The organism is Streptomyces sp. NBC_00425, assembly GCF_036030735.1.
In the GTDB taxonomy this organism is placed as follows: domain Bacteria; phylum Actinomycetota; class Actinomycetes; order Streptomycetales; family Streptomycetaceae; genus Streptomyces.
On sequence record NZ_CP107928.1, the window covers coordinates 9,495,565 to 9,516,993 of the forward strand.

A 21,429-nucleotide genomic window follows, 5' to 3' on the forward strand; every position below is an offset into this window, starting at 1 on the left:
CGCGCCGGACAGTACGGATCGAGGGCTCCTGCGTCTACTTGGATTCGACCCGTCCGAGTGGGTCGGTGCCGGTCAGCAGTGCGTCACGTGCCGTCTGCCAGGCGGGGTTGCCGGGGTAGAGCTCGCTGCGCAGGTAGGCACAGGTGAGGTGGGCGACCGTGGCGACCCGTTCGGGGTTCTCGTCGGTGGTCTCGGCGACGTCGTATCCGGAGATCCCGCCCAGCCCGTGTTCCGCATCGGACAGGGTGAGCAGGGACTTGGGACCCGGGGCGAGGACGTACGGGTCGGTGTGCCAGCTGGGGCCCTGAACGGTGAGGAAGGCGGAGTCGTCCTTGTCGCCGGCGACTACGAGCGTGGGCGTCGTCATCTTTGAGAAGTCGGTGGTCAGGAAGAAGGAGTAGTTCTCGACGGTGAACTCGGTCAGGGCATCCCCGCCACGGCCGGGCGCGGCGAGCAGTACGCCGGCCTTGATCCGGGAGTCGGACAGGTCCAGTTCCGTTCCGTTGTGGGGGTCGGTGAGCCGGGCGCCGAGGAGCAGGCTCGCGGTGTGACCGCCCATCGAGTGCCCGGCGACAGCGACTCGGCTGGGGTCGAGGCGGCCGGCGAGCTGCGGGACGGCGGTCTCGACCATGCCGAGCTGATCGAGGATGCGCGTCATGTCCTCGGCCCGGGTGCGCCAGTGCGCAGCAGCCCCAGGGGCGTGGGAATCAAGGCTCAGCGTCCTGGAGTCCAGATGGGTCGGCTGGATCACGACGAAGCCGTGTGCCGCCCAGAAGTTCGCGAGCGGGGCGTAGCCGTTCAGGGAGGAGAGGTTGTTGGAGAAGCCGAGGCCGTGCGAGAGGAGGATGACCGGCAGCTCGCTCCCGGTCATCGGAGCGGAGACGCGCACCTGCAAGTCCACTGCCCGGTCGGCAGCCGGCAGCACCACCGGACTGACGGAGACGACCGCAGCCGGTGCGCTGGAGGTGTCGGCTGTGTAAGCAGGTTCACTCATGACGAGACTGCCTTTCGATGGCCCCTGCCGTCGGCTGCGTGCGACCGGCGGTAGGTATGGCGGAGTGCCCGCACTCAGCTAAACTGAAAGCGGATCGTTGTTCCACTTACGATACGGATCGCTGTTCCGTTTCGTCAACGGTCGATCGGAAGGAGAGTGTGGTGCCCACTGCTGGTCAGCCCAAGGGGGCGTCCGCCCGCAGCAAGCGAGCAGACGCGGTGCGCAACCAGCAGACGCTGCTGGATGCCGCCGCGGAGGTGTTCGTGACCTCGGGGATCGACGCACCGATCCGGGAGATCGCGGCCCGGGCGGGCGTCGGCCTGGGGACGCTCTACCGCCACTTCCCGACCCGGGCGGACCTCGTCACCGCCGTCTATCGCCATCAGATCGAGGCATGCGCCGAGGCCGGCCCGAAACTGCTGGCCGACGCCGCCTCCCCGTTCGAGGCGCTGTGCCGATGGGTCGACCTCTTCGTGGACTTCCTGGTCACCAAGCACGGACTCGCCGACGCCCTGCAGTCCGACAGCGACCGCTTCGCCGCGCTGCACACCCACTTCCTTGACCGCTTGATGCCCGTCTGTGCCGAACTCCTCGACGTCGCGGTCGATGCCGGCGATATCAGGCCCGGCGTACAGCCCTATGAGCTGATGCGCGGTATCGGCAACCTCTGCATCGGACAGGACAGCGACCCCCGCTATGACCCCCGTCGGCTGATCGAACTGCTCCTCCAGGGACTGCGGCAACCGCGCGCACATGGCGGAGAGGACATCCGGTAACCCCCTCCGTCCCGCATCCCGGCAAACGCCGCTCCCACCGCAATCTCGGCTGAAGCCCTGCTGAGCCATTCGCCGCGCAGAGCGAGGAACCCTGTCTAGTCCGCCGACCTTCCCGGTGTGACCACATGCTGACCGACGTCGACCCGGTCGAGGTCAGGGTGTTCCGCGACATGACCGGCAGCTTCGAGCCGCAGATCGTCATGAAGAGGCAGCGCCGGCTGACCGGAGTGGACGAGATGGTGCTGTCCCTGTCCGCGAAGGGCCTCACGCACGGGGAGGTCTCCGCGCACCCGGCCGGGGTCAAAGGGGTCGAGGTCTCGAAGCAGGCCATCTCCACGATCACCGACAAGGTGATGGCGAGCATGGTCGAATGGCAGAACCGCCCGCTGGACCGCGTCTACCCGGTCCTGTTCGTGGCCGCCATCAACGTCAAGATCGAGATGGTCGGGTCGCGAACGGGCCGATTCCACGCCGGGATGTCGAGTCGCCGGTCGACGACGTAGGCGGGCACGGCGAGGGCGTCGAGCAGATGCTGCACGCTTGGCCGAAGTCGCTGCAACGGCGGCACGGTCTCCGTCGCTCTCTGCCGCTCCGGCTGGGCCGGCCGGAACAGATGCTCCCGCTCCTCCTCGCCCAGCCGAAGGGCGCGGGCGACGGCGTCCAACTCCCCGGTCGGCATGGTCTCGCCGTATCCCTGCTCCTGGCGCGCGTAGTAGGCGTACGACACCCTCGCCGGCTCCTCGCGCCGCAGTCCGGGAACCCTCCGTCGCCCGTACGTGGGCATTCCCCCGCCCTCGGGCTTGAGCCGGGCCCTGCGCGAACGCAGGAACTTCTTCAACTCGGTGCGCCGGTCGAGTCTGGACGTCACTTGGTCACCGGGCGCCACATGCGAAGGCGTCGGATGTAGGAGACCGAGCCGAACACGCCGTCTCCCCAGGTAGCCGCGGCCTTGAGGAGCAGTTCGGGAACCGCGCGCATGCGTGGGACGCTCGCGCCGGGAACCGCGGCTGCGTCGGACCGCGCTGCCGTCGGAGGTGGAGATCCGCGCCGGGCCCTTGGTGTGACGGGCGGCGGGAAGTGGTTGCCGGTTGTGCCGCTGCCAAAGGGCGACGTCAGGCTCCAGGAAGGCCCAGGCGCCGTCGGCAAAGGAGTACGTCTGCACGCCCCGTGCCTCCAGCGCAGCGGTCTTCTTGTTTCCGTCCGCTGCGGGCCAAGATCGGCCGCGACCGGATCGAGACGGTCCGCGGCAAGTTCCCTGACCCGCACGGTTCCGCGTCGGACAGCACTGTCGCCGATGTGCCCACGGGACGGCGCCTGACGGCGCCGGGCACCCGCGACGAGCTGCGCATCGTGCTCGCGACGGATCCTTGACCCAGGGTCGGCACTCCACCATGCTGTGTTGCGGTACACGCGATGAGTATCGCAATAAGGAACTTTAATCAGCTCTCGAACCAGCCGAGGAGTGGCCATGGCTCACCAGGTCCGTGCTGTCGTCGCGCGGGGCAAAGGCGCCCCTGTCAGCCTGGAAACGATCGTCGTACCGGACCCGGGCCCGGGTGAGGCGCTGGTGAAGGTGGAGGCCTGCGGGGTCTGTCACACCGACCTGCACTACCGGGAGGGCGGCATCAACGACGACTTCCCCTTCTTGCTCGGCCACGAGGCGGCGGGTGTGGTGGAGTCCGTGGGCGAAGGGGTCACCGATGTCGCCCCGGGTGATTTCGTGATCCTCAACTGGCGTGCGGTGTGCGGCAGTTGCCGGGCCTGTCGGCGCGGGCGCCCCTGGTACTGCTTCAATACCCACAACGCCACCCAGAAGATGACCTTGCTCGACGGCACCGAGCTGTCTCCAGCACTGGGTATCGGCGCGTTCGCGGAGAAGACGCTGGTCGCCGCCGGTCAGTGCACCAAGGTGGACCGGGCCGCGTCGGCGGCGGTCGCCGGTCTGCTGGGCTGCGGGGTGATGGCCGGCATCGGCGCCGCGCTGAACACGGGGAACGTCGGCCGCGGCGACTCGGTCGCCGTCATCGGCTGCGGCGGAGTCGGGGCGGCGGCGGTCGTCGGAGCCGAACTCGCGGGCGCGGCGAAGATCATCGCGGTGGACATCGACGACCTCAAGCTGGAGACCGCCCGGAAGCTGGGCGCGACCCACGCCGTCAATTCCCGCGCGACGGACGCGGTCGAGGCGATCCGTGAGCTGACGGGCGGCTTCGGCGCCGACGTAGTCATCGAGGCGGTGGGCCGCCCTGAGACGTACAAGCAGGCCTTCTATGCCCGCGACCTGGCCGGCACGGTCGTCCTGGTCGGCGTCCCCACACCGGAGATGAAGCTCGAAATCCCCCTCCTCGACGTCTTCGGCCGCGGCGGCGCCCTGAAGTCCTCCTGGTACGGCGACTGCCTGCCCTCCCGCGACTTCCCCATGCTCATCGACCTCTACCTCCAGAACCGCCTGAATCTGGACGCCTTCGTGACGGAGACCGTCCAGCTCGACGAGGTGGAGAAGGCCTTCGCGCGCATGCGTCAGGGCGACGTCCTGCGTTCCGTCGTGGTCCTGTGACGGTTCATGTCCGACGGTTGACGTCCGGCCGGTGATGTCCGGCCGTTGATGTCCGACGGGGTACGGGGATGCATGGGACCACGCCCCGGCGCCCCGGCACTGTGTGTGCTGCACAACTTCCTGGAGCCCCGTGACGGCGGCCCGCCCGAGAGACCGGGCCGTCCTTCGACGGAACGGCTCTGATTCCCCTATATCCCGGAGTGGCGCTTCAGATGACTCGCAACGCACCTGTCGACGACCCCGGCGACGCCCGGCTGCGGGTCGGCCCCCCGAAGGAGTACGCCGCCGGCCTTCCCGCGGTCACCTCCTCTCTCCGGCACGCCGGCGAGCAGATGGGAGCCCGTCGGGGACTGCTCACCCTCCTCCGGGTCAACCAGAAGGAGGGCTTCGACTGCCCCGGCTGCGCCTGGCCCGAGCCGGAGCACCGGCACCGGGCGGAGTTCTGCGAGAACGGAGCCAAGGCGGTGGCCGAGGAGGCCACCGTGCGCCGGGTCACCCCTGACTTCTTCGCCCGGCACACTCTGGAGGACCTGCTCCCCGCCGGCGACTACTGGCTCGGCCAGCAGGGCCGTCTGACCCAGCCCATGTACCGCACGGCCGGCGATGACCGCTACCGGCCGATCTCCTGGGACGACGCGTTCGCCGTGATCGCCCGTGAACTCGCTGCGCTCGACTGTCCTGACCAGGCGGCCTTCTACACTTCCGGCCGGGCGAGCAACGAGGCCGCGTTCGCGTACCAGCTCTTCGTTCGCATGTTCGGCACCAACAATCTGCCGGATTGCTCCAACATGTGTCACGAGTCCAGCGGTTCGGCGCTGACGGAGACGATAGGGATCGGCAAGGGCAGCGTCACCCTGGACGATCTCCACGACGCCGACCTCATCCTCGTGGTCGGTCAGAACCCCGGGACCAACCACCCCCGGATGCTCTCCTCGCTGGAGACCGCCAAGCGCCGGGGCGCCCGGATCATCGCGGTCAACCCGCTTCCCGAGGCGGGGCTGCTGCGGTTCAAGAATCCCCAGCGGCCGTCCGGTGTCCTCGGCGGCGGTACCCGTCTGGCCGACCTGTTCCTCCAGATCAGGCTGGGCGGGGACCAGGCGCTGTTCCAGGCTTTCAACCGCATGCTGCTGGAGGCGGAGGAAGAGGCCCCCGGCACCTGTCTGGACACGCCCTTCATCGACCGGTACACACACGGCTTCCAGGAGTTCGCCGAGCACGCCCGCAAGGTGTCGTGGGACGAGATCCTGAAGGCCACCGGTCTGCCCGAGGAGGAGATCCGGGCCGCGTTCCGCGAGGTGCTGGCCGCCGAGAAGATCGTCGTCTGCTGGGCGATGGGCCTGACCCAGCACCGCCACTCGGTCCCCACCATCCGGGACGTCGTCAACTTCCTCCTGCTGCGCGGCAACATCGGCCGCACGGGCGCCGGCCTCTGCCCGGTGCGCGGCCACTCCAACGTGCAGGGCGATCGCACGATGGGCATCTACGAGAAGCCGGACGACGCGTTCCTGGACGCGCTCGGCGCCGAGTTCGCGTTCACGCCCCCCAGGCGCCACGGCCACGACGCCGTCGAGAGCATCCGCGCCATGCGCGACGGCGACGTACGGGTCTTCGTCGCCCTCGGCGGCAACTTCGTCGCTGCCGCCCCCGACACCGACCTCACTGAGCGGGCGCTGCGCAACTGCCGCCTCACCGTGCAGATCTCCACCAAGCTCAACCGCTCGCACGTCATCGCCGGGGAGCAGGCGCTCATCCTCCCGTGTCTCGGCCGCACCGAGGCCGACCTGAGGCCTTCCGGGCCCCAGTCGGTCACCGTCGAGGACTCCATGGGCATGGTGCACCTCTCCCGAGGGCGATTGGCTCCAGCCTCCGAGTACCTGCTGAGTGAGGTCGCGATCATCTGCCGGATCGCGCGGGCCGCGCTCGGGGAAGCGGGCTCCCACGTGCCCTGGGAGGAGTTCGAGAGCGACTACGACAGCATTCGCGCCCGCATAGCCCGCGTGATCCCCGGCTTCCAGAACTTCAACCAGCGGGTACGACGGCCGGGCGGCTTCGCGCTGCCCCACCCGCCGCGCGACGAACGCCGGTTCACCACTGCCACCGGGCTGGCCAACTTCACCGCAAACCCACTGGAGCGGCCCCATGTGCCGCCGGGGCGGCTGCTGCTCCAGACGCTCCGCTCCCACGACCAGTACAACACCACCGTCTACGGCCTGGACGACCGCTACCGAGGTATCCACCAGGGCCGCCGGGTCCTCTTCGTGCACCCCGACGACCTCGCCGACCGGGGCCTGGCCGACGGGGACCTGGTCGACATCGTCAGCGAGTACGACGACGGTGTGGAACGCAGGGCGCCCGCCTTCCGCGTGGTGCCCTACCCGACGCCGCGCGACTGCTGCGCCGCCTACTTCCCCGAGACCAACGTCCTCGTTCCTCTGGACTCCACGGCGGCGGTCAGCAACACCCCCACCTCGAAGTCGATCGTCGTCCGCCTGGAACCGGCCCCCTCCGGTCTGCCCACCGGGGTCTGAGGTCCGATGAGGAGAACAGGGCGCCTCCTCGCCCCGCTGGCCCGCTTCGGCGCTCTGGTCGCCACCGATCTCCGGGACGTGACCGGCGATCCCGCGGCCCTGGATTCCGTCGGTTTCTGGGCCGTGGTCGCCGACTTCGAAAGCCGTCTGGTCTGCGCGCGCTTCGGGGACGTACGCCGTGAGCCCGTGCCGGCCGTCCGTCCGGGCGCGTGGCACGGACCGGGCCCGCGCGAGTGGACCTCGTCGCTCGACCGGGACGCCTACACCGCCGGAGTCCGCCGTATCCGCGCGCACATCGCGGCCGGCGAGGTCTACCAGGTCAATCTGTGCCGGATCCTGTCCGCTCCGCTGCCGGATCCGGACAACGCGGACGTGGACGCGCTCACGGCCCTGCTGGCGCACGGCAACCCGGCGCCGTATGCCGGCACGGTCCGGCTCCCCGCGCACGGGGTGGAGATCGCCACGGCCTCGCCCGAACTGTTCCTCCGCCGCACCGGCCGCACGGTGGAGTCCGGCCCGATCAAGGGCACCGGCCGCACCGTCGACGACCTCCTGGACAAGGACCGGGCCGAGAACGTCATGATCGTGGACCTGGTCCGCAACGACCTGGGGCGTGTCTGCGCGACCGGCACCGTGACGGTTCCCGAGCTGTGCGCGGTGGAGCGGCACCCGGGCCTGGTACACCTGGTGTCCACCGTGCGCGGTCGGCTCGCCGAGAACGTCGGATGGCCGGAGCTGCTCGACGGGACCTTTCCGCCCGGGTCCGTCACGGGCGCCCCCAAATCCAGCGCGCTGCGTGTCATCGAGGCGCTGGAGAGCGTGCCGCGAGGCCCGTACTGCGGTGGCGTCGGCTGGGTCGACGCCGATCGCGGCACGGGCGAGCTGGCTGTGGGCATCCGCACCTTCTGGGTCGACCGCACGGCTCATGGGGGAGCCTGCCTGCGCTTCGGTACGGGGGCGGGCATCACCTGGGGCTCCGACCCGGAAAGGGAGTGGGACGAGACCTGCCTGAAGGCGCGCCGACTGCTCCAGGTGGCGTCGGTCGGCGGCGGGCGCCGCCAAGGCGCGACCCCGAGCGGTGCGACGGGGACTTCGAACTCCGCGCCGGCTCCGCGACCTCCACGGCCGTCGCGAAGGCCGTAGGGCTCCGGCAGGCCGGGACGCCTGCGCGGTCCGCCTCCCGCGCCGCCTGAGGCGGGCGGACCGGCCGCCCGGCGGGGTCGGGCATCGCTGATGCGGCCACGGCCCGGCAGAGCTTTCGCATCCCCCTCAGGGCTCATGCGCCTGCCCGCGCTGTGTGGTTGCCGCGAGGTGACGAGACGGGCTTTCGTTGTTCTATGTGAGGTGAGTTTTGTATATCGCAACGTTATGGCCGCTTCAGTGGGGCCTCTGAATGCCTTGACAAGGTTTCTGGGCGACTCCAAACTGATGTTGCGCTTACCGCAAACCGTTTCGTTATACGCACCGAGGTGTCATGATGATTCCCGCGTGCCGTCTCGCGGATCTCCCGCGAGGCGAGGCCTTCCGGCTCGACGTCGACCCGCCGGTCTCGGTGTTCCACACCGACGACGGCGAGGTCTTCGCCATCGACGACACCTGCACCCACCAGGACGCCTCGCTCGCCGACGGCTGGCTGGAGGGCTGCGAGGTGGAATGCCCCCTGCATGCCTCCAAGTTCGACCTGCGCACCGGCGCGGTCGACTCCCCGCCGGCGAAGCTGCCGGTCCGGACGCACGAGGTCGTCGTCGAGAACGACATGATCTACGTCCGGCTCTCCACCGAGGCGCCCAACCTGCCGCCCTGCATCTCCGCCCGGCTCGCCGGGGGTCCCGCGTGAGAAGCGTCGCCGTGGTCGGCGCCTCCCTCGCCGGCCTGTCGGCGGCGCGCTCGCTGCGCAAGCAGGGCTTCGACGGACGCCTGGTCGTCATCGGGGACGAGCCGCACCGCCCCTATGACAGGCCCCCGTTGTCCAAGGAGTTCCTGTCCGGCGCCCTCGGCGAGGCTGACCTCGCCCTGGAGGCGGAAGGCGAGGACCTGGCGGCGGAGTGGCTGCTCGGCACCCGCGCCACCGGCCTCGACCACACCACGCGCTCCGTCCGTCTCGCCGACGGACGTGAGGTGCGCGCCGACGGTTTCGTCATCGCCACCGGCGCCGTGGCGCGCGCCCTGCCGGGCTCCGCGGGCCTTGCCGGAGTGCACACTCTGCGCACCCTGGACGACGCCCGCGCCCTGCGGGACGAACTGGCCGGCGGCGGTCGTCTGGTTGTGATCGGCGGCGGTTTCATCGGCGCCGAGGTCGCCTCCACCGCGTATGCCCTCGGCCTCGACGTGACCGTCGTGGAAGCGGCCCCCACCCCGCTCGCCGGGCCGCTCGGCGCCGCCATGGGCGCCATCGTCTCCGGCCTCCACACGGACCACGGTGTGCGGCTGTTGTGCGGCGTGGGCGTCAAGGGGCTGGGCGGGGAGCACCGGGTCGACGCCGTCCTGCTGGAGGACGGCCGAAGCGTCCCTGCCGACATCGTCGTCGTCGGAGTCGGGGCCCGCCCGTGCGTCGAGTGGCTGGAGGGATCCGGCATCGCCCTCGACAACGGCGTGAAGTGCGGTGCTGACGGCCGTACCAGCCTGGCGGGCGTGGTCGCGGTCGGCGACTGTGCCAACTGGTACGACCCCCGGGCCGGCCACCACCGCCGCGTGGAGCACTGGACCGGTGCGCGCGAGCGCCCGGAGGCCGCCGTCGCCACCCTGCTGGCGGGGGGTGCGGTCGAGCCCGGTGTGCCCAGGCCGCCGTACTTCTGGTCCGACCAGTACGGCGTCCGCATCCAGTTCGCCGGCCACGCGGCCGAGGCCGACAGCATCACCGTCGAGGCGGGCGCGGCAGGCGACCGCGACGTCCTGGCCGTCTACCGGCGTGACGGCCGGCCGGTCGCCGTGCTCGGGATGAACCAGCCGCGGCTGTTCATGCGGGCGCGCAAACAACTGGCCGCCACCACGTCTTGACAGCACCCCGGCGTCACCCCATGCTGCGGTTGCCCATAGCACGCAGCGTTGCTCCATGCACAACGCCGTCCGGAGTCGTTCCTCCCGGCGTCCGATTGACCCCTCCGCGACGTTCACCGAGGAGTGACCCGTGACCTCGACCGGCCTGCCCGACAGCCTGATCGCCACTCTTCCCGGCTCTTCGTACACCGATCCGGTGGTCTTCGCCCAGGAGCAGGAGCGCATCTTCGAGACGATGTGGTTCTGCGTCGCGCGGGCCTCCGAGCTGGCGAAGCCGGGGGCCTTCCGCACCGTCGACGTGGGCCGCGAGAGCATCCTGGTCACCCGGGCCCGGGACCACTCGGTCCGCGCGTACTTCAACGTCTGCCGGCACCGTGGGGCCAAGCTGTGCACCGAGGGGTCGGGCGAGGTGAAGCGGGCCTTCCAGTGTCCGTACCACGCCTGGACGTACGACCTGAACGGCAAGCTCGTCGCGGCGCCGAACCTGACCAAGATGCCTGATGTGGGCCGTACCGAGTTCGGCCTGGTGAGCGTGGCCGTGCGGGAGTGGCTCGGCTATGTGTGGGTGTGTCTGGCGGAGGATCCGCCGCCCTTCGAGGAGGACGTCATCGGTGAGGTCGTCGCCCGGCTGGGCGACGTGGAGTCGATCGAGCGGTACGACATCGACAATCTGTCGGTCGGCCGGCGGATCGTCTATGACGTGAAGGCGAACTGGAAGCTCATCATCGAGAACTTCATGGAGTGCTATCACTGCGCGACGATCCATCCGGAACTGACCGAGGTGCTGCCGGAGTTCGCGGACGGGTACGCCGCGCAGTACTACGTGGGCCACGGCGCTGAGTTCGGTGAGGAGGTGCGGGGGTTCACGGTCGACGGCTCGGAGGGTCTGGACCGTATCCCGGGCGTCGCGGAGGAGCAGGACCGTCGTTACTACGCGATCACCGTGCGGCCGCAGGTGTTCATCAACCTCGTGCCGGACCATGTGATCTTCCACCGGATGTATCCGGTGGCGGTCGACCGCACGATCGTGGAGTGCGACTGGCTGTATCTGCCGCACGTCGTCGAGAGCGGGAAGGACGTCAGCCGGTCCGTGGAGCTCTTCGACCGGGTCAACCGGCAGGACTTCGACGCCTGTGAGCGCACCCAGCCCGGGATGAGTTCGCGGATGTACGCCAAGGGGGGCGTGCTGGTGCCTAGCGAGCACCACATAGGCGCCTTCCACGACTGGGTGAACGAGCGCCTCGGCACTCCTTCGGGGTGAATCAGCCCAGGAAACCCATGCGGTGACTGATCTCGGCGGCGCCCTTGACCAGCACCGGGGACAGTTCGTGCAGACGTTCCTCGGTGAACCGGTAGGAGGGCCCGGAGGCACTGAGGGCGGCGATGACCTCGCCGTCCCGGTTGCGCACCGGCGCGGCCATGGCGTGCAGGCCGATCTCCAACTCCTCCAAGGTGAAGGCGTAACCCCGCTCCCGGGCGGCGACGAGGTTCTTCTCCAGCTTCGTCTTCGCCGTGATGGTGTGCGGGGTGACCTTCTTCATGCCCACGGCCGTCAGCAGCGTGGCGCGCTCCTGCGCCGACAGGTGGGCCATCAGGATCTTGCCGCTCGACGTGGCGTGCAGGGGAGTCAACTGGCCCACCCAGTTGTGCGCGGTGACGGCCCCCGGTCCGCGTACCTGGTACAGGTTGATCGCGTACTGCTCCTGCATCACGGCGATGTTGACGGTCTCGCCGATCTCCTCGGCCAGCCGCTCGCACACGGGACGGCTCTGCTGCGTGATGTCGATACGGCCCGTGACCGCGCCGGCCAGGCGCACGATGCCGAAACCGAGCCGGTACTTGCCGCGCTCCCCGGCCTGCTCGACCAGGCCGCGCGCTTCCAGGGCCCCGAGGAGACGGAAGGCCGTCGACTTGTGCACCTCGATCTCGGCCGCCACCTCGCTGACACCGGCTTCGCCGCGCTGCGCGAGGATCTCCAGGACGCTGATGGCGCGGTCGACCGACTGCACCCCGCCCGCTGGTGCGTTCGACGTTTCTGTGTCAAGGCTGTAGTTGCTCACAGTGCAACTATACGCGCAGTAAACAACGCGATTGCAAGTAACCGCCCTGAAACGAAGTTCCCTAAGTTGCGCGGTTCGCAACCTGGTGCGTATAGCGCGACCGGTCTAGCATGCCACGCATATCTACGGCGCGAGTGAGACGAGGCACCATGGCTCCTGTGCAGTACGACTTTGTGATCGTCGGTGGTGGATCCGCGGGCAGTGCACTGGCAAACAGGCTGTCCGCGGACCCGGCGAACCGGGTTCTGGTCCTGGAGGCGGGCCGGTCGGACTTCCCGTGGGACGTCTTCATCCACATGCCGGCGGCGCTGACCTATCCGATCGGCAGCCGGTTCTACGACTGGAAGTACGAGTCCGAGCCGGAACCGCACATGGGCGGGCGGCGCGTCTATCACGCGCGGGGCAAGGTGCTGGGCGGCTCCAGCAGCATCAACGGCATGATCTTCCAGCGCGGCAACCCCATGGACTACGAGCGCTGGGCCGCCGATCCCGGGATGGAGACCTGGGACTACGCGCACTGCCTGCCCTATTTCCGGCGGATGGAGAACTGCCTCGCGGCCGACCCCGACGACGAGTTCCGCGGCCACGACGGCCCCCTCGTCCTGGAACGCGGGCCGGCCTCCAACCCGCTCTTCGGGGCCTTCCTCAAGGCCACCGAGGAGGCGGGATACGCCCCCACCGACGACGTCAACGGCTACCGGCAGGAGGGCTTCGCCGCGTTCGACCGCAACGTCCACCGCGGTCGCCGGCTGTCGGCATCGAAGGCCTACCTCAAGCCCGTCCGCAAGCGGCCCAACCTCACCGTCACCACCCGCGCCCTCGTCACCCGCGTCCTCTTCGAGGGCAAGAAGGCCGTCGGCGTCGAGTACCGGCGCGGCAAGGGCGCCCCGCAGCAGGTCCGCGCCAAGGAGGTCATCCTCTGCGGCGGCGCGATCAACTCCCCGCAGCTGCTGCAGCTCTCCGGCGTCGGCAACGCGGAGGAACTGCGCGCCCTCGGCATCGACGTCGTCCACGACCTCCCGGGCGTCGGCGAGAACATGCAGGACCACCTGGAGGTCTACATCCAGTACGCCTGCAAGCAGCCCGTCTCCATGCAGCCGTACCTGGCGAAGTGGCGGGCGCCCTTCATCGGGCTCCAGTGGCTGTTCCGCAAGGGCCCGGCCGCCACCAACCACTTCGAGGCCGGCGGGTTCGCCCGCAGCAACGAGGACGTGGACTACCCCAACCTGATGTTCCACTTCCTGCCCATCGCGGTCCGCTACGACGGCTCGGTGCCGGCCGGCGGCCACGGCTACCAGGTGCACGTGGGTCCGATGTACTCCGACGCCATCGGCTCGGTGAAGATCAAGAGCAAGGACCCCCGCGAACACCCGGCACTGCGCTTCAACTACCTCTCCACCGAGCAGGACCGCCGCGAGTGGGTCGAGGCGATCAGGGTGGCCCGCAAGCTCCTCAACCAGCCCGCGCTCGCCCCTTACAACGGCGGGGAGATCTCCCCCGGACCGTCCGTCGAGTCGGACGAGGAGATCCTCGCCTGGGTCGCCAAGGACGGCGAGACGGCCCTGCACCCGTCCTGCACCTGCAAGATGGGCACCGACGAGATGGCGGTCGTCGACCCCACCAGCATGCGCGTGCACGGCGTGGACGGACTGCGGGTGGTGGACGCCTCCGTCATGCCCTACGTCACCAACGGCAACATCTACGCCCCCGTCATGATGATCGCCGAGAAGGCCGCCGACCTCATCCTCGGCAAGGAGCCGCAGGGACCCTCGAAGGCCGCCTACTACCGCCACCGTGACGTCCACAGCCAGGCGGAGTAGACGTTGGCCGCCGCAGGGCTTCGCGCACTGCTGAGGACGGTCCGCTACGAGGTGCTGCCCGCGAAGGCCACCGAGGAGAAGGTCCTCGCCCATGTCCCGCGCGACATCGTCGTCACCGTGACGGCGTCGCCGGTCAAGGGTTTGGAACCGACCCTCGACCTGGCCGGTCGGCTGGCCGCGCACGGGTACCGTACGGTTCCGCACGTCCCCGCCCGGCTTCTGCGGGACGACCTGCACCTCAAGGAGGTCGTGGACCGGCTGCGCGAGGCCGGCGTGGACGACGTGTTCGTCCCGGCGGGCGACGCCGACCCGCCGGCCGGGCCCTACGACGGGGCGCTGCCGGTGCTCCGCCGCCTGAGCGAGCTCGGAGGGCCGTTCGCCCGTGTCGGGGTCACCGGCTATCCCGAGAGCCATCCGCTCATCCATGACGACGTCACCGTCCAGGCGATGTGGGACAAGCGTGAGCACGCTACGTACATCGTGAGCAACCTCTGCTTCGACCCGCGCGTGCTGGGGGAGTGGCTCGTTCGAATCAGGCGTCGGGAGGTGACCCTGCCGGTCCACGTGGGCGTCGCGGGGCCGGTGCAGCGGGCGAAGCTGCTGGCCATGGCGACGAAGATCGGGGTGGGGGAGTCGGCCCGCTTCCTGACCCGGCACCCGTCGTGGTTCCTGCGCTTCGCCGCGCCCGGCGGCTACGCGCCCGAGAAGCTGCTCATCGGCACCGGGCAGGCCCTCACCGCCCCCTCTGCGGGGGTGGCGGGCCTGCACCTGTTCACCTTCAACCAGATCGCGGAGACGGAGCGGTGGCGCCGGGCCCTGCTGGACCGGCTGGAGGGCTGAGCACACCGCTCCTGCCGCTTGTCGCCGGACGCGGAACGCCGGACGGGCCCTCGGCCCGTCCGGCGTTCGTATACGGACGTCGCAGCGCTCAGCGGAAGACGACCGTGCGGTTGCCCTCGACCATCACGCGGCTCTCGCTGTGCCACTTCACGGCGTGCGCGAGGACCTGCGCCTCCACGTCCCGTCCCACCGTGACCAGCTCGCCGGGGTCCAGCGAATGATCCACCCGGACCACGTCCTGCTCGATGATCTGGCCCTCGTCCAGGTCTGGCGTCACGTAGTGGGCGGTCGCGCCGACGAGCTTCACCCCGCGGTCGTAGGCCTGCTCGTAGGGGCGGGCGCCCTTGAAGCTGGGGAGGAAGGAGTGGTGGATGTTGATGGCGCGGCCCTCGAGCTGCTTGCACAGGTCGTCGGAGAGGATCTGCATGTAGCGGGCCAGTACCACCAGGTCGATGTCCAGGTCACGGACGAGTTCGAGCAGTCGTGCCTCGGCCTCCGGCTTGGTGTCCCGGGTCACCGGGACGTGGTGGAACGGGATGCTGTACGTCTCCGCGAGCTTCTCGAACTCCCGGTGGTTGGAGACGATCGCGGGGATCTCGATGTTGAGCGCGCCCGCCCGTTGACGGAAGAGCAGGTCGTTCAGGCAGTGCCCGAACTTGGACACCATGATCAGGGTCCGGGTCGGCGTGGAGGCGTCGCTGAGGGCCCACGAGATGCCGTAGGCCTGGGCGACGGGGCCGAAGCGGTACCGCAGGCCCTCCAGGTCGACGTTCGGGTCGGAGACGTCGAAGTGGACCCGCATGAAGAACCGGCCCTGAAGTCGGTCGTCGAACTGCTGGCTTTCCAGGATGTTGCCGGAGTTCCTGACGAGGAAGCCGCTCACGGCGTGAACCAGTCCCGCACTGTCGGGGCAGGAAAGTGTCAGGACGTACTCACGGCCAGGTTGCGGTCGAGGGGACATGTGCGGCCTCCGTCGGTGCGTATTGCACAACAAGGTGAGCGATACGCAACATGGTCAGCCCGGTGTCGCCTGCGGTCAAGAGTGGGTGGCGAAGTGACCACATGTCCAAATCGTCATCCCTCAACATCTTGACGCCCGTCTGGCCAGCCGACAGGGTGTTCCATCACAAGCAATCGGGTGCACGATGCGCAACGAATTTCGTTCGGAAGGCTCGGCGCGTGGCAGACCTGTATGTGAATGGCGAATGGCGGGACCCGCTGGCCGGCGGGTGCCGGGAGATCCGATGTCCCGCTGACGGCACGCTCACGGCGACCGTCTCGGAAGGGACGCGTCCCGATGCCGAGGCGGCGATCGCCGCGGCCCGGGAGGCTTTCGACGCCGGCCTCTGGCCGCACACCCCCGAGCGGGAGCGCGGCGCACTGCTGCTGCGCACTGCCGACATCATCGAGCGCGACATCAAGACCTTCGCCCGCGCGGAGTCGCTCGACACCGGCAAGCGGCTCGTGGAGAGCGAGTACGACATCGCCGACGTCGTCTCGTGCTTCCGATACTACGGCGGGATCGCCGGAACCGACGCGGGCCGCGTGATCGACACCGGCCGCGACGACGCCGTCAGCCGGGTCGTCTACGAGCCGATCGGGGTGTGCGCGTTGATCACCCCGTGGAACTATCCGCTGCTGCAGGCGAGTTGGAAGGTCGCCCCGGCCCTGGCCGCCGGGAACACGATCGTCCTGAAGCCCAGCGAGCTGACCCCCTCGACCTCGATCCTGCTGATGAAGGCGCTCGAGGAGGCCGGCCTCCCGGCCGGCGCCGCCAACCTCGTGCTCGGCGCCGGTTCCGAGGTCGGCGCACCGCTCTGCGAGGACCCGGCGGTCGACATGGTGTCCTTCACCGGCGGCCTGGCCACCGGCAGGGGCGTCATGGCCACCGCCGCCTCGACCGTGAAGAAGGTGGCGCTGGAACTGGGCGGCAAGAACCCCAACGTCGTCTTCGCCGACGCCGACTTCGAGACGGCCGTGGACTTCGCCCTCACCGCGGTCTTCCTGCACTCGGGCCAGGTGTGCTCGGCCGGGGCCCGGCTGATCGTCGAGGACTGCCTGCACGACCGTTTCGTCGACGAGGTCGTCCGCCGGGCCCGGCTGATCCGCCTCGGCGGTCCCTTCGACCCCGAGGCCGAGACCGGGGCGCTGATCTCCGCACAGCACCTGGCCAAGGTCGAGGAGTACGTCGCGGCGGGCCTCGCCGAAGGCGCCGTCCTGCGCTGCGGCGGGGAACGCCCCGGCGACCCCGCGCTGGCGGGCGGCCACTACTACCTGCCCACTGTGCTCGACGAGTGCCGGCAGGACATGCGCGTGGTGCACGAGGAGTCCTTCGGTCCGGTGCTCACCGTGGAGCGCTTCGCCGACGAGGACGATGCCGTGCGCATCGCCAACGACACCGAGTACGGACTCGCCGGAGCCGTGTGGACGCAGGACGCCGGCAAGGCCCAGCGGGTCGCCCGGCGGCTGCGGCACGGCACTGTGTGGATCAACGACTACCACCCCTATGTGCCGCAAGCGGAATGGGGCGGTTTCGGGCATTCGGGCGTGGGCCGGGAGCTGGGACCGACCGGCCTGAGCGAGTACCGAGAGCCCAAGCACATCTGGCAGAACATCCAACCCCGGCCGCAGCGCTGGTTCAGCGGCTGAACGCCGAAAGAAGGTCGAACATGACCACCCAGACCGAGGTGCCGCAGCGGCGCGGCGCCCCCCAGGACTCGGGTCCCACCCCGGTCATCTCCGTGCGCAATCTGTGGAAGGTGTTCGGGCCGAAGGCCGACCGGGTGCCGGAGTCCGAGGAGCTGTGCGGTCTCACCCGCCGTGAGCTGATGGACCGCACCGGCTGCACCGCCGCCGTGCGCGACATCGACTTCGAGGTGGCGCCCGGCGAGGTGTTCGTCGTGATGGGGCTGTCCGGCTCCGGGAAGTCCACCCTGGTGCGATGTCTCACCCGGCTGATCGAGCCCACCGCGGGCGAGATCGTCTTCGAGGGCGAGGACATCCGTCAGGCCGACGACAGGCGTCTGCGCGACCTGCGCCGCCGCAAGTTCTCCATGGTCTTCCAGCACTTCGGTCTGCTGCCGCACCGCCGGGTGGTCGACAATGTGTCCTTCGGCCTGGAGATCCGCGGCATGGGCAGGGCCGAGCGCGTCAAGCGGGCCCTGGAGGTCGTCGAGCTGGTCGGCCTCGCCGGCTACGAGAACTCCTATCCCGACCAGCTCTCCGGCGGCATGCAGCAGCGTGTCGGCCTGGCCCGGGCGCTGGCCGGCGACCCGGACGTGCTCTTCTTCGACGAGCCGTTCTCGGCGCTCGACCCGCTGATCCGCCGCGACATGCAGAACGAGGTCATCCGTCTGCACCACGAGGTCGGCAAGACGATGGTGTTCATCACCCACGACCTGTCCGAGGCGCTCAAGCTGGGCGACCGGATCCTGATCATGCGTGACGGCAAGACGGTCCAGTGCGGTACCGGCGACGAGCTCGTGGGCGCCCCGGCCGACGACTACGTGCGCGAGTTCGTCAAGGACGTGCCCCGCGCCGACGTGCTCACCCTGCGCTGGATCATGCGCCCGCCGGCCGACGGCGACGCCCTGGACGGCCCCGAGCTGGGCCCGGACGTCGTGGTGCGCGAGGCGACCCGGGCGGTGCTCGCGGCGGACAAGCCCGTCAAGGTCGTCGAGAACGGCAAGCTGCTCGGCATCGTCGGCGACGAGGAGATCCTCGCCGTGGTCGCCGGACAGGAAGGCGACCTGCGATGACCGTAGTCGTGGAGAAGACCGAGCCGCCAGGGCCACCGGAGAAGACACGGCCCGTCGGGGAGCCGGCCCCGGCCGCAGAACCCCGCAGGATCAGCCGCTCCCTGGTGATCGGCGCGATCCTGGTCGTCTGGCTGCTGCTGTTCGCCGTGCTGCGCGGCAAGCAGACCCTCGCGCTCGCGGCGGCGGACCTGACCGATCTGCACCGGTGGTTCAACGACGTCAACGACTCGATCGGTGCGAACCGCGACTCCAACCCGCTCTTCCTCTACTTCTTCAACGAGATCCGCCTGGTCATCGACAACCTGGTGACGTTCGTGCAGGAGCTGATCTCGCAGCCGTCCGGCGCCCGGCCCGTCCCGCAGATCGGCTGGCTCGGGGTCGTCGGCATCGCGGGCTATGTCTCCTGGGCCTTCGGCAACTGGCGGGTGGCGCTGTTGGCGGTGGCCGGGTTCACCTTCCTCGGGCTGCAGGGCCTGTGGCAGGAGAGCATGGACACCCTGGCGCTGACCCTGTCCGCGGTCTTCGTGGCGCTGCTGTTCGCGATCCCGCTCGGGGTGTGGGCGGGGCTGTCCGACCGCTTCCACCGGATCATGACTCCTTTCCTGGACTTCATGCAGACGATGCCGACGTTCGTCTACCTCGCCCCGCTGACGCTGTTCTTCCTCATCGGCGGAGCCTCCGCCAGCATCGCCACGGTGATCTACGCGGCCCCGCCGGCGATCCGCATCACCGCGCACGCCATCCGGACCGTGCCGGAGACGACGGTGGAGGCGGCCGACTCGCTCGGGGCGACCCGGCGGCAGGCGCTGGTGAAGGTCCTGCTGCCGATGTCCAAACGGACCGTGGTGATGGGCGTCAACCAGACCATCATGGCCGCCCTGGCCATGGTCACCATCGCCGCCCTGATCGACGCCCCGGGCCTCGGCAAGACCGTCGTCCAGGCGCTGCAGTCGCTCGACGTGGGCACGGCCTTCAACGCGGGTCTGTCCATCGTCGTCCTGGCGATCGTCCTCGACCGGGTCACCACCGCGGCCAGCGTGCGCGAGGAGGAAGCCCGGCGCTCCAAGAACCGGTTCCTCGCCTGGCGCCGCCCGCTGCTCGCCGCGGGCGCGGCCGTCACGGCCGTCCTGGTCTTCATGTCGCACACCTATCTGTGGGCGGCCGAGTTCCCCGGTGACGGCGGCGTCGGCAGTTCCATCGCGAGGGCGGCGGACACCACGACGACTTGGGTCCAGGACAACCTGTCGGGCCTCACCAACACTGTCCGCGACCTCATCACCAACGCACTGCTCAACCCCTTCCAGTCGCTGCTCACCGACTCGCCGTGGTGGCTCGTCGGCGCCGTGCTGATCGCGCTCGGCGTCGTGCTCGGCGGCCGCCGGGCCGGAATCACCACGGCGGTGTGCGTGGGGCTGCTGGTCGCCACCGGGATGTGGTCGGACAGCATGACGACGCTGGCCTCGACCGTGGTCGCCACCCTTCTCGTGATGCTGCTGGGCGTCGTGTTCGGCGTGTGGATGGGCCGCAACCGGCTGGTGGACCGCATGCTGCGGCCGAGCCTGGACGCGGCGCAGGTCATGCCGCCGTTCGTCTATCTGGTGCCGTTCCTCGCGCTGTTCGGCGCGACCCGCTTCACGGCCATCGTCGCCGCCGTCGTCTACGCGGCCCCCGTCGCCATCAAGATCATCGCGGACGGGGTGCGGAACGTGCCCACGACCACCGTGGAGGCGGCCACCGCCGCCGGGTGCGACACCTGGCAGATCATCACCAAGGTCCAGCTGCCGATGGCACGCAGCGCCCTGACCCTCGCCACGAACCAGGGCCTGATCTACGTGCTGTCGATGGTTGTGGTGGGCGGCCTGGTAGGCGCGGGCGCCCTCGGCTACGACGTCGTGGCCGGATTCTCGCAGGGCCAACTGTTCGGGAAGGGGCTCGCCGCAGGGCTCGCCATCGTCCTTCTCGGAGTCATGTTCGACCGCATCACTCAGGCCGCGGCGCGGCGAACCAGCGCGTAAGGAGCAACTGACCATGGCAAGGCAAGCAAGACGATGGAGAGTCGGCGCGGCCGGCATAGCGGTGCTCGGTCTCACCCTCACCGCCTGCGGCGGCGCGAAGGTCGGCGACAGTTCCTCGGATGCGGGCGGCTCGGGCAGCTCCGCCAAGTGCGGGGCCTTCAACCTCGCGGTCAACCCGTGGGTCGGCTACGAGGCCAATGCGGCGGTCATCGCCTACGTCGCGCAGAACGACCTCGGCTGCAAGGTCACCAAGAAGGATCTGAAGGAGGAGATCGCCTGGCAGGGCTTCGGGACCGGTGAGGTCGACGCGGTCGTCGAGAACTGGGGTCACGACGACCTGAAGAAGAAGTACATCACCGGCCAGAAGACCGCCGTGGACGCCGGTGCGACCGGAAACGAAGGCCTGATCGGCTGGTACGTGCCGCCGTGGCTGGCCAAGGAGCACCCGGACATCACCGACTGGAAGAACCTCAACAAATACGCGGCCGAGTTCAAGACGTCCGAGTCCGGCGGCAAGGGCCAGCTCCTCGACGGCGACCCGTCGTACGTCACCAACGACGAGGCGCTGGTCAAGAACCTGAAGCTGGGCTACAAGGTCGTGTACGCCGGCAGCGAGACGGCGCTCATCCAGTCCTTCCGCAAGGCCGAGAAGAACAAGGAATGGGTGATCGGCTACTTCTACGAGCCGCAGTGGTTCATGTCCGAGGTGCCGCTGGTGAAGGTCAAGCTGCCCGACTACAAGGAGGGCTGCGACGCCGACGCCGAGAAGGTCGCCTGCGACTACCCGGTCTACAAGCTGGACAAGATCGTGGCCAAGAAGTTCGCCGAGTCGGGCAGCCCCGCCTATGACCTGGTGAAGAAGTTCAACTGGACGAACGACGACCAGAACGTCGTGGCCAAGTACATCGCGGTCGACAAGATGACCCCCGAGGCCGCGGCGAAGAAGTGGGTCGACGCCAACCGCGCCAAGGTGGACGCCTGGATCAAGTAGCGGCGCAGACCGGGCGAGGGAAGCCGGTCGGGCCATGCCCGGTGGGCGGCGTGCGCGGGATGCGCGCCGCCCACCGGGCATCGCCGTGTCCTGGGC

General features: G+C 69.4%; 18 protein-coding genes and 2 pseudogenes. 15 read left to right on the top strand and 5 right to left on the bottom strand.

Annotated elements, in window-relative coordinates; all coding sequences use genetic code 11:
• Positions 1 to 34: 34 nt before the first annotated feature.
• Positions 35 to 994, bottom strand: coding sequence for an alpha/beta hydrolase family protein (locus OHS82_RS42020; RefSeq protein ID WP_057577358.1), 960 nt, complete (start codon positions 992 to 994; stop codon positions 35 to 37).
• Positions 995 to 1,155: 161 nt separating this feature from the next.
• Here OHS82_RS42020 and OHS82_RS42025 point away from each other — a divergent pair, with 161 nt between their 5' ends.
• Both OHS82_RS42025 and OHS82_RS42030 read left to right on the top strand, forming a co-directional pair.
• On the top strand, positions 1,156 to 1,770 hold the full coding sequence (locus OHS82_RS42025; protein ID WP_057577359.1) for a TetR/AcrR family transcriptional regulator: 615 nt from the start codon (positions 1,156 to 1,158) through the stop codon (positions 1,768 to 1,770).
• A gap of 143 nt (positions 1,771 to 1,913) precedes the next feature.
• Positions 1,914 to 2,236: pseudogene (locus OHS82_RS42030) on the top strand (transposase); the annotation flags it as partial.
• Between the two features lie 30 nt (positions 2,237 to 2,266).
• Here OHS82_RS42030 and OHS82_RS42035 read toward each other — a convergent pair.
• Together OHS82_RS42035 and OHS82_RS42040 are read right to left on the bottom strand one after the other, a co-directional pair.
• A pseudogene (locus OHS82_RS42035) lies at positions 2,267 to 2,554 on the bottom strand (transcriptional regulator); the annotation flags it as partial.
• 80 nt (positions 2,555 to 2,634) lie between these two features.
• Entirely contained in the window at positions 2,635 to 2,748 is a 114-nt protein-coding gene (locus OHS82_RS42040) for a DUF3455 domain-containing protein (RefSeq protein ID WP_242433076.1), read from the bottom strand.
• A gap of 189 nt (positions 2,749 to 2,937) precedes the next feature.
• Between OHS82_RS42040 and OHS82_RS42045 the strand changes: the two genes are divergently transcribed.
• The 7 genes from OHS82_RS42045 to OHS82_RS42075 all read left to right on the top strand — a co-directional run bounded on the left by OHS82_RS42045 (position 2,938) and on the right by OHS82_RS42075 (position 11,110).
• The gene (locus OHS82_RS42045) at positions 2,938 to 3,141 is read left to right on the top strand and encodes a hypothetical protein (RefSeq protein ID WP_057577360.1); all 204 of its coding nucleotides are present in this window, start codon (positions 2,938 to 2,940) and stop codon (positions 3,139 to 3,141) included.
• A 97-nt stretch (positions 3,142 to 3,238) separates the two neighbouring features.
• Positions 3,239 to 4,324, top strand: coding sequence for an S-(hydroxymethyl)mycothiol dehydrogenase (locus OHS82_RS42050; protein WP_057577361.1), 1,086 nt, complete (start codon positions 3,239 to 3,241; stop codon positions 4,322 to 4,324).
• A 212-nt stretch (positions 4,325 to 4,536) separates the two neighbouring features.
• A complete protein-coding gene (locus OHS82_RS42055; RefSeq protein WP_057577362.1) occupies positions 4,537 to 6,852 on the top strand; it encodes an FdhF/YdeP family oxidoreductase in 2,316 nt (771 codons plus the stop codon).
• A 6-nt stretch (positions 6,853 to 6,858) separates the two neighbouring features.
• Complete coding sequence (locus tag OHS82_RS42060) at positions 6,859 to 7,995, top strand: chorismate-binding protein (protein WP_328435908.1); 1,137 nt, start codon at positions 6,859 to 6,861, stop codon at positions 7,993 to 7,995.
• Positions 7,996 to 8,326: 331 nt separating this feature from the next.
• Positions 8,327 to 8,689: a bifunctional 3-phenylpropionate/cinnamic acid dioxygenase ferredoxin subunit gene (locus OHS82_RS42065; protein ID WP_328435909.1), complete on the top strand. Its 363-nt coding sequence runs from the start codon at positions 8,327 to 8,329 to the stop codon at positions 8,687 to 8,689.
• Positions 8,686 to 9,849 carry an NAD(P)/FAD-dependent oxidoreductase gene (locus tag OHS82_RS42070; RefSeq protein WP_057577363.1) on the top strand — a complete coding sequence of 388 codons (1,164 nt, stop codon included), beginning with the start codon at positions 8,686 to 8,688 and terminating at the stop codon, positions 9,847 to 9,849. The genes OHS82_RS42065 and OHS82_RS42070 overlap by 4 nt, the downstream gene beginning before the upstream one ends.
• 130 nt (positions 9,850 to 9,979) lie before the next feature.
• Entirely contained in the window at positions 9,980 to 11,110 is a 1,131-nt protein-coding gene (locus OHS82_RS42075; protein ID WP_328435910.1) for an aromatic ring-hydroxylating oxygenase subunit alpha, read from the top strand.
• Between the two features lies 1 nt (position 11,111).
• Here OHS82_RS42075 and OHS82_RS42080 read toward each other — a convergent pair whose 3' ends face one another.
• Positions 11,112 to 11,858: an IclR family transcriptional regulator gene (locus OHS82_RS42080; protein WP_057583911.1), complete on the bottom strand. Its 747-nt coding sequence runs from the start codon at positions 11,856 to 11,858 to the stop codon at positions 11,112 to 11,114.
• Positions 11,859 to 12,058: 200 nt separating this feature from the next.
• Between OHS82_RS42080 and betA the strand changes: the two genes are divergently transcribed.
• Both betA and OHS82_RS42090 read left to right on the top strand, forming a co-directional pair.
• Positions 12,059 to 13,729, top strand: a complete 1,671-nt coding sequence (gene betA, locus OHS82_RS42085) for a choline dehydrogenase (RefSeq protein WP_328435911.1) — start codon at positions 12,059 to 12,061, stop codon at positions 13,727 to 13,729.
• A gap of 3 nt (positions 13,730 to 13,732) precedes the next feature.
• On the top strand, positions 13,733 to 14,569 hold the full coding sequence (locus tag OHS82_RS42090) for a hypothetical protein (RefSeq protein WP_057583925.1): 837 nt from the start codon (positions 13,733 to 13,735) through the stop codon (positions 14,567 to 14,569).
• Positions 14,570 to 14,657: 88 nt separating this feature from the next.
• Here OHS82_RS42090 and purU read toward each other — a convergent pair whose 3' ends face one another.
• Positions 14,658 to 15,530 carry a formyltetrahydrofolate deformylase gene (gene purU, locus OHS82_RS42095; RefSeq protein WP_057583926.1) on the bottom strand — a complete coding sequence of 291 codons (873 nt, stop codon included), beginning with the start codon at positions 15,528 to 15,530 and terminating at the stop codon, positions 14,658 to 14,660.
• 218 nt (positions 15,531 to 15,748) lie between these two features.
• On the opposite strand from purU, the gene OHS82_RS42100 reads away from it, so the two are divergent.
• The 4 genes from OHS82_RS42100 to OHS82_RS42115 are packed head-to-tail and all read left to right on the top strand — an operon-like array spanning position 15,749 to position 21,333.
• Positions 15,749 to 17,218: an aldehyde dehydrogenase family protein gene (locus OHS82_RS42100; protein WP_328435913.1), complete on the top strand. Its 1,470-nt coding sequence runs from the start codon at positions 15,749 to 15,751 to the stop codon at positions 17,216 to 17,218.
• 20 nt (positions 17,219 to 17,238) lie between these two features.
• Positions 17,239 to 18,327: a quaternary amine ABC transporter ATP-binding protein gene (locus tag OHS82_RS42105; RefSeq protein WP_328435914.1), complete on the top strand. Its 1,089-nt coding sequence runs from the start codon at positions 17,239 to 17,241 to the stop codon at positions 18,325 to 18,327.
• Entirely contained in the window at positions 18,324 to 20,342 is a 2,019-nt protein-coding gene (locus tag OHS82_RS42110) for an ABC transporter permease (RefSeq protein WP_328435915.1), read from the top strand. The genes OHS82_RS42105 and OHS82_RS42110 overlap by 4 nt, the downstream gene beginning before the upstream one ends.
• A 13-nt stretch (positions 20,343 to 20,355) precedes the next feature.
• A complete protein-coding gene (locus tag OHS82_RS42115) occupies positions 20,356 to 21,333 on the top strand; it encodes an ABC transporter substrate-binding protein (RefSeq protein ID WP_328435916.1) in 978 nt (325 codons plus the stop codon).
• Positions 21,334 to 21,429 lie beyond the last annotated feature (96 nt).

Coding starts and splice junctions, on each gene's coding strand:
- OHS82_RS42020 (WP_057577358.1), bottom strand. CDS start 994: ATGAGTGAACCTGCTTACACAGCCGACACCTCCAGCGCACCGGCTGCG.
- OHS82_RS42040 (WP_242433076.1), bottom strand. CDS start 2,748: ATGCGCGCGGTTCCCGAACTGCTCCTCAAGGCCGCGGCTACCTGGGGA.
- OHS82_RS42050 (WP_057577361.1), top strand. CDS start 3,239: ATGGCTCACCAGGTCCGTGCTGTCGTCGCGCGGGGCAAAGGCGCCCCT.
- OHS82_RS42055 (WP_057577362.1), top strand. CDS start 4,537: ATGACTCGCAACGCACCTGTCGACGACCCCGGCGACGCCCGGCTGCGG.
- OHS82_RS42060 (WP_328435908.1), top strand. CDS start 6,859: ATGAGGAGAACAGGGCGCCTCCTCGCCCCGCTGGCCCGCTTCGGCGCT.
- OHS82_RS42065 (WP_328435909.1), top strand. CDS start 8,327: ATGATGATTCCCGCGTGCCGTCTCGCGGATCTCCCGCGAGGCGAGGCC.
- betA (WP_328435911.1), top strand. CDS start 12,059: ATGGCTCCTGTGCAGTACGACTTTGTGATCGTCGGTGGTGGATCCGCG.
- purU (WP_057583926.1), bottom strand. CDS start 15,530: ATGTCCCCTCGACCGCAACCTGGCCGTGAGTACGTCCTGACACTTTCC.
- OHS82_RS42105 (WP_328435914.1), top strand. CDS start 17,239: ATGACCACCCAGACCGAGGTGCCGCAGCGGCGCGGCGCCCCCCAGGAC.
- OHS82_RS42110 (WP_328435915.1), top strand. CDS start 18,324: ATGACCGTAGTCGTGGAGAAGACCGAGCCGCCAGGGCCACCGGAGAAG.
- OHS82_RS42115 (WP_328435916.1), top strand. CDS start 20,356: ATGGCAAGGCAAGCAAGACGATGGAGAGTCGGCGCGGCCGGCATAGCG.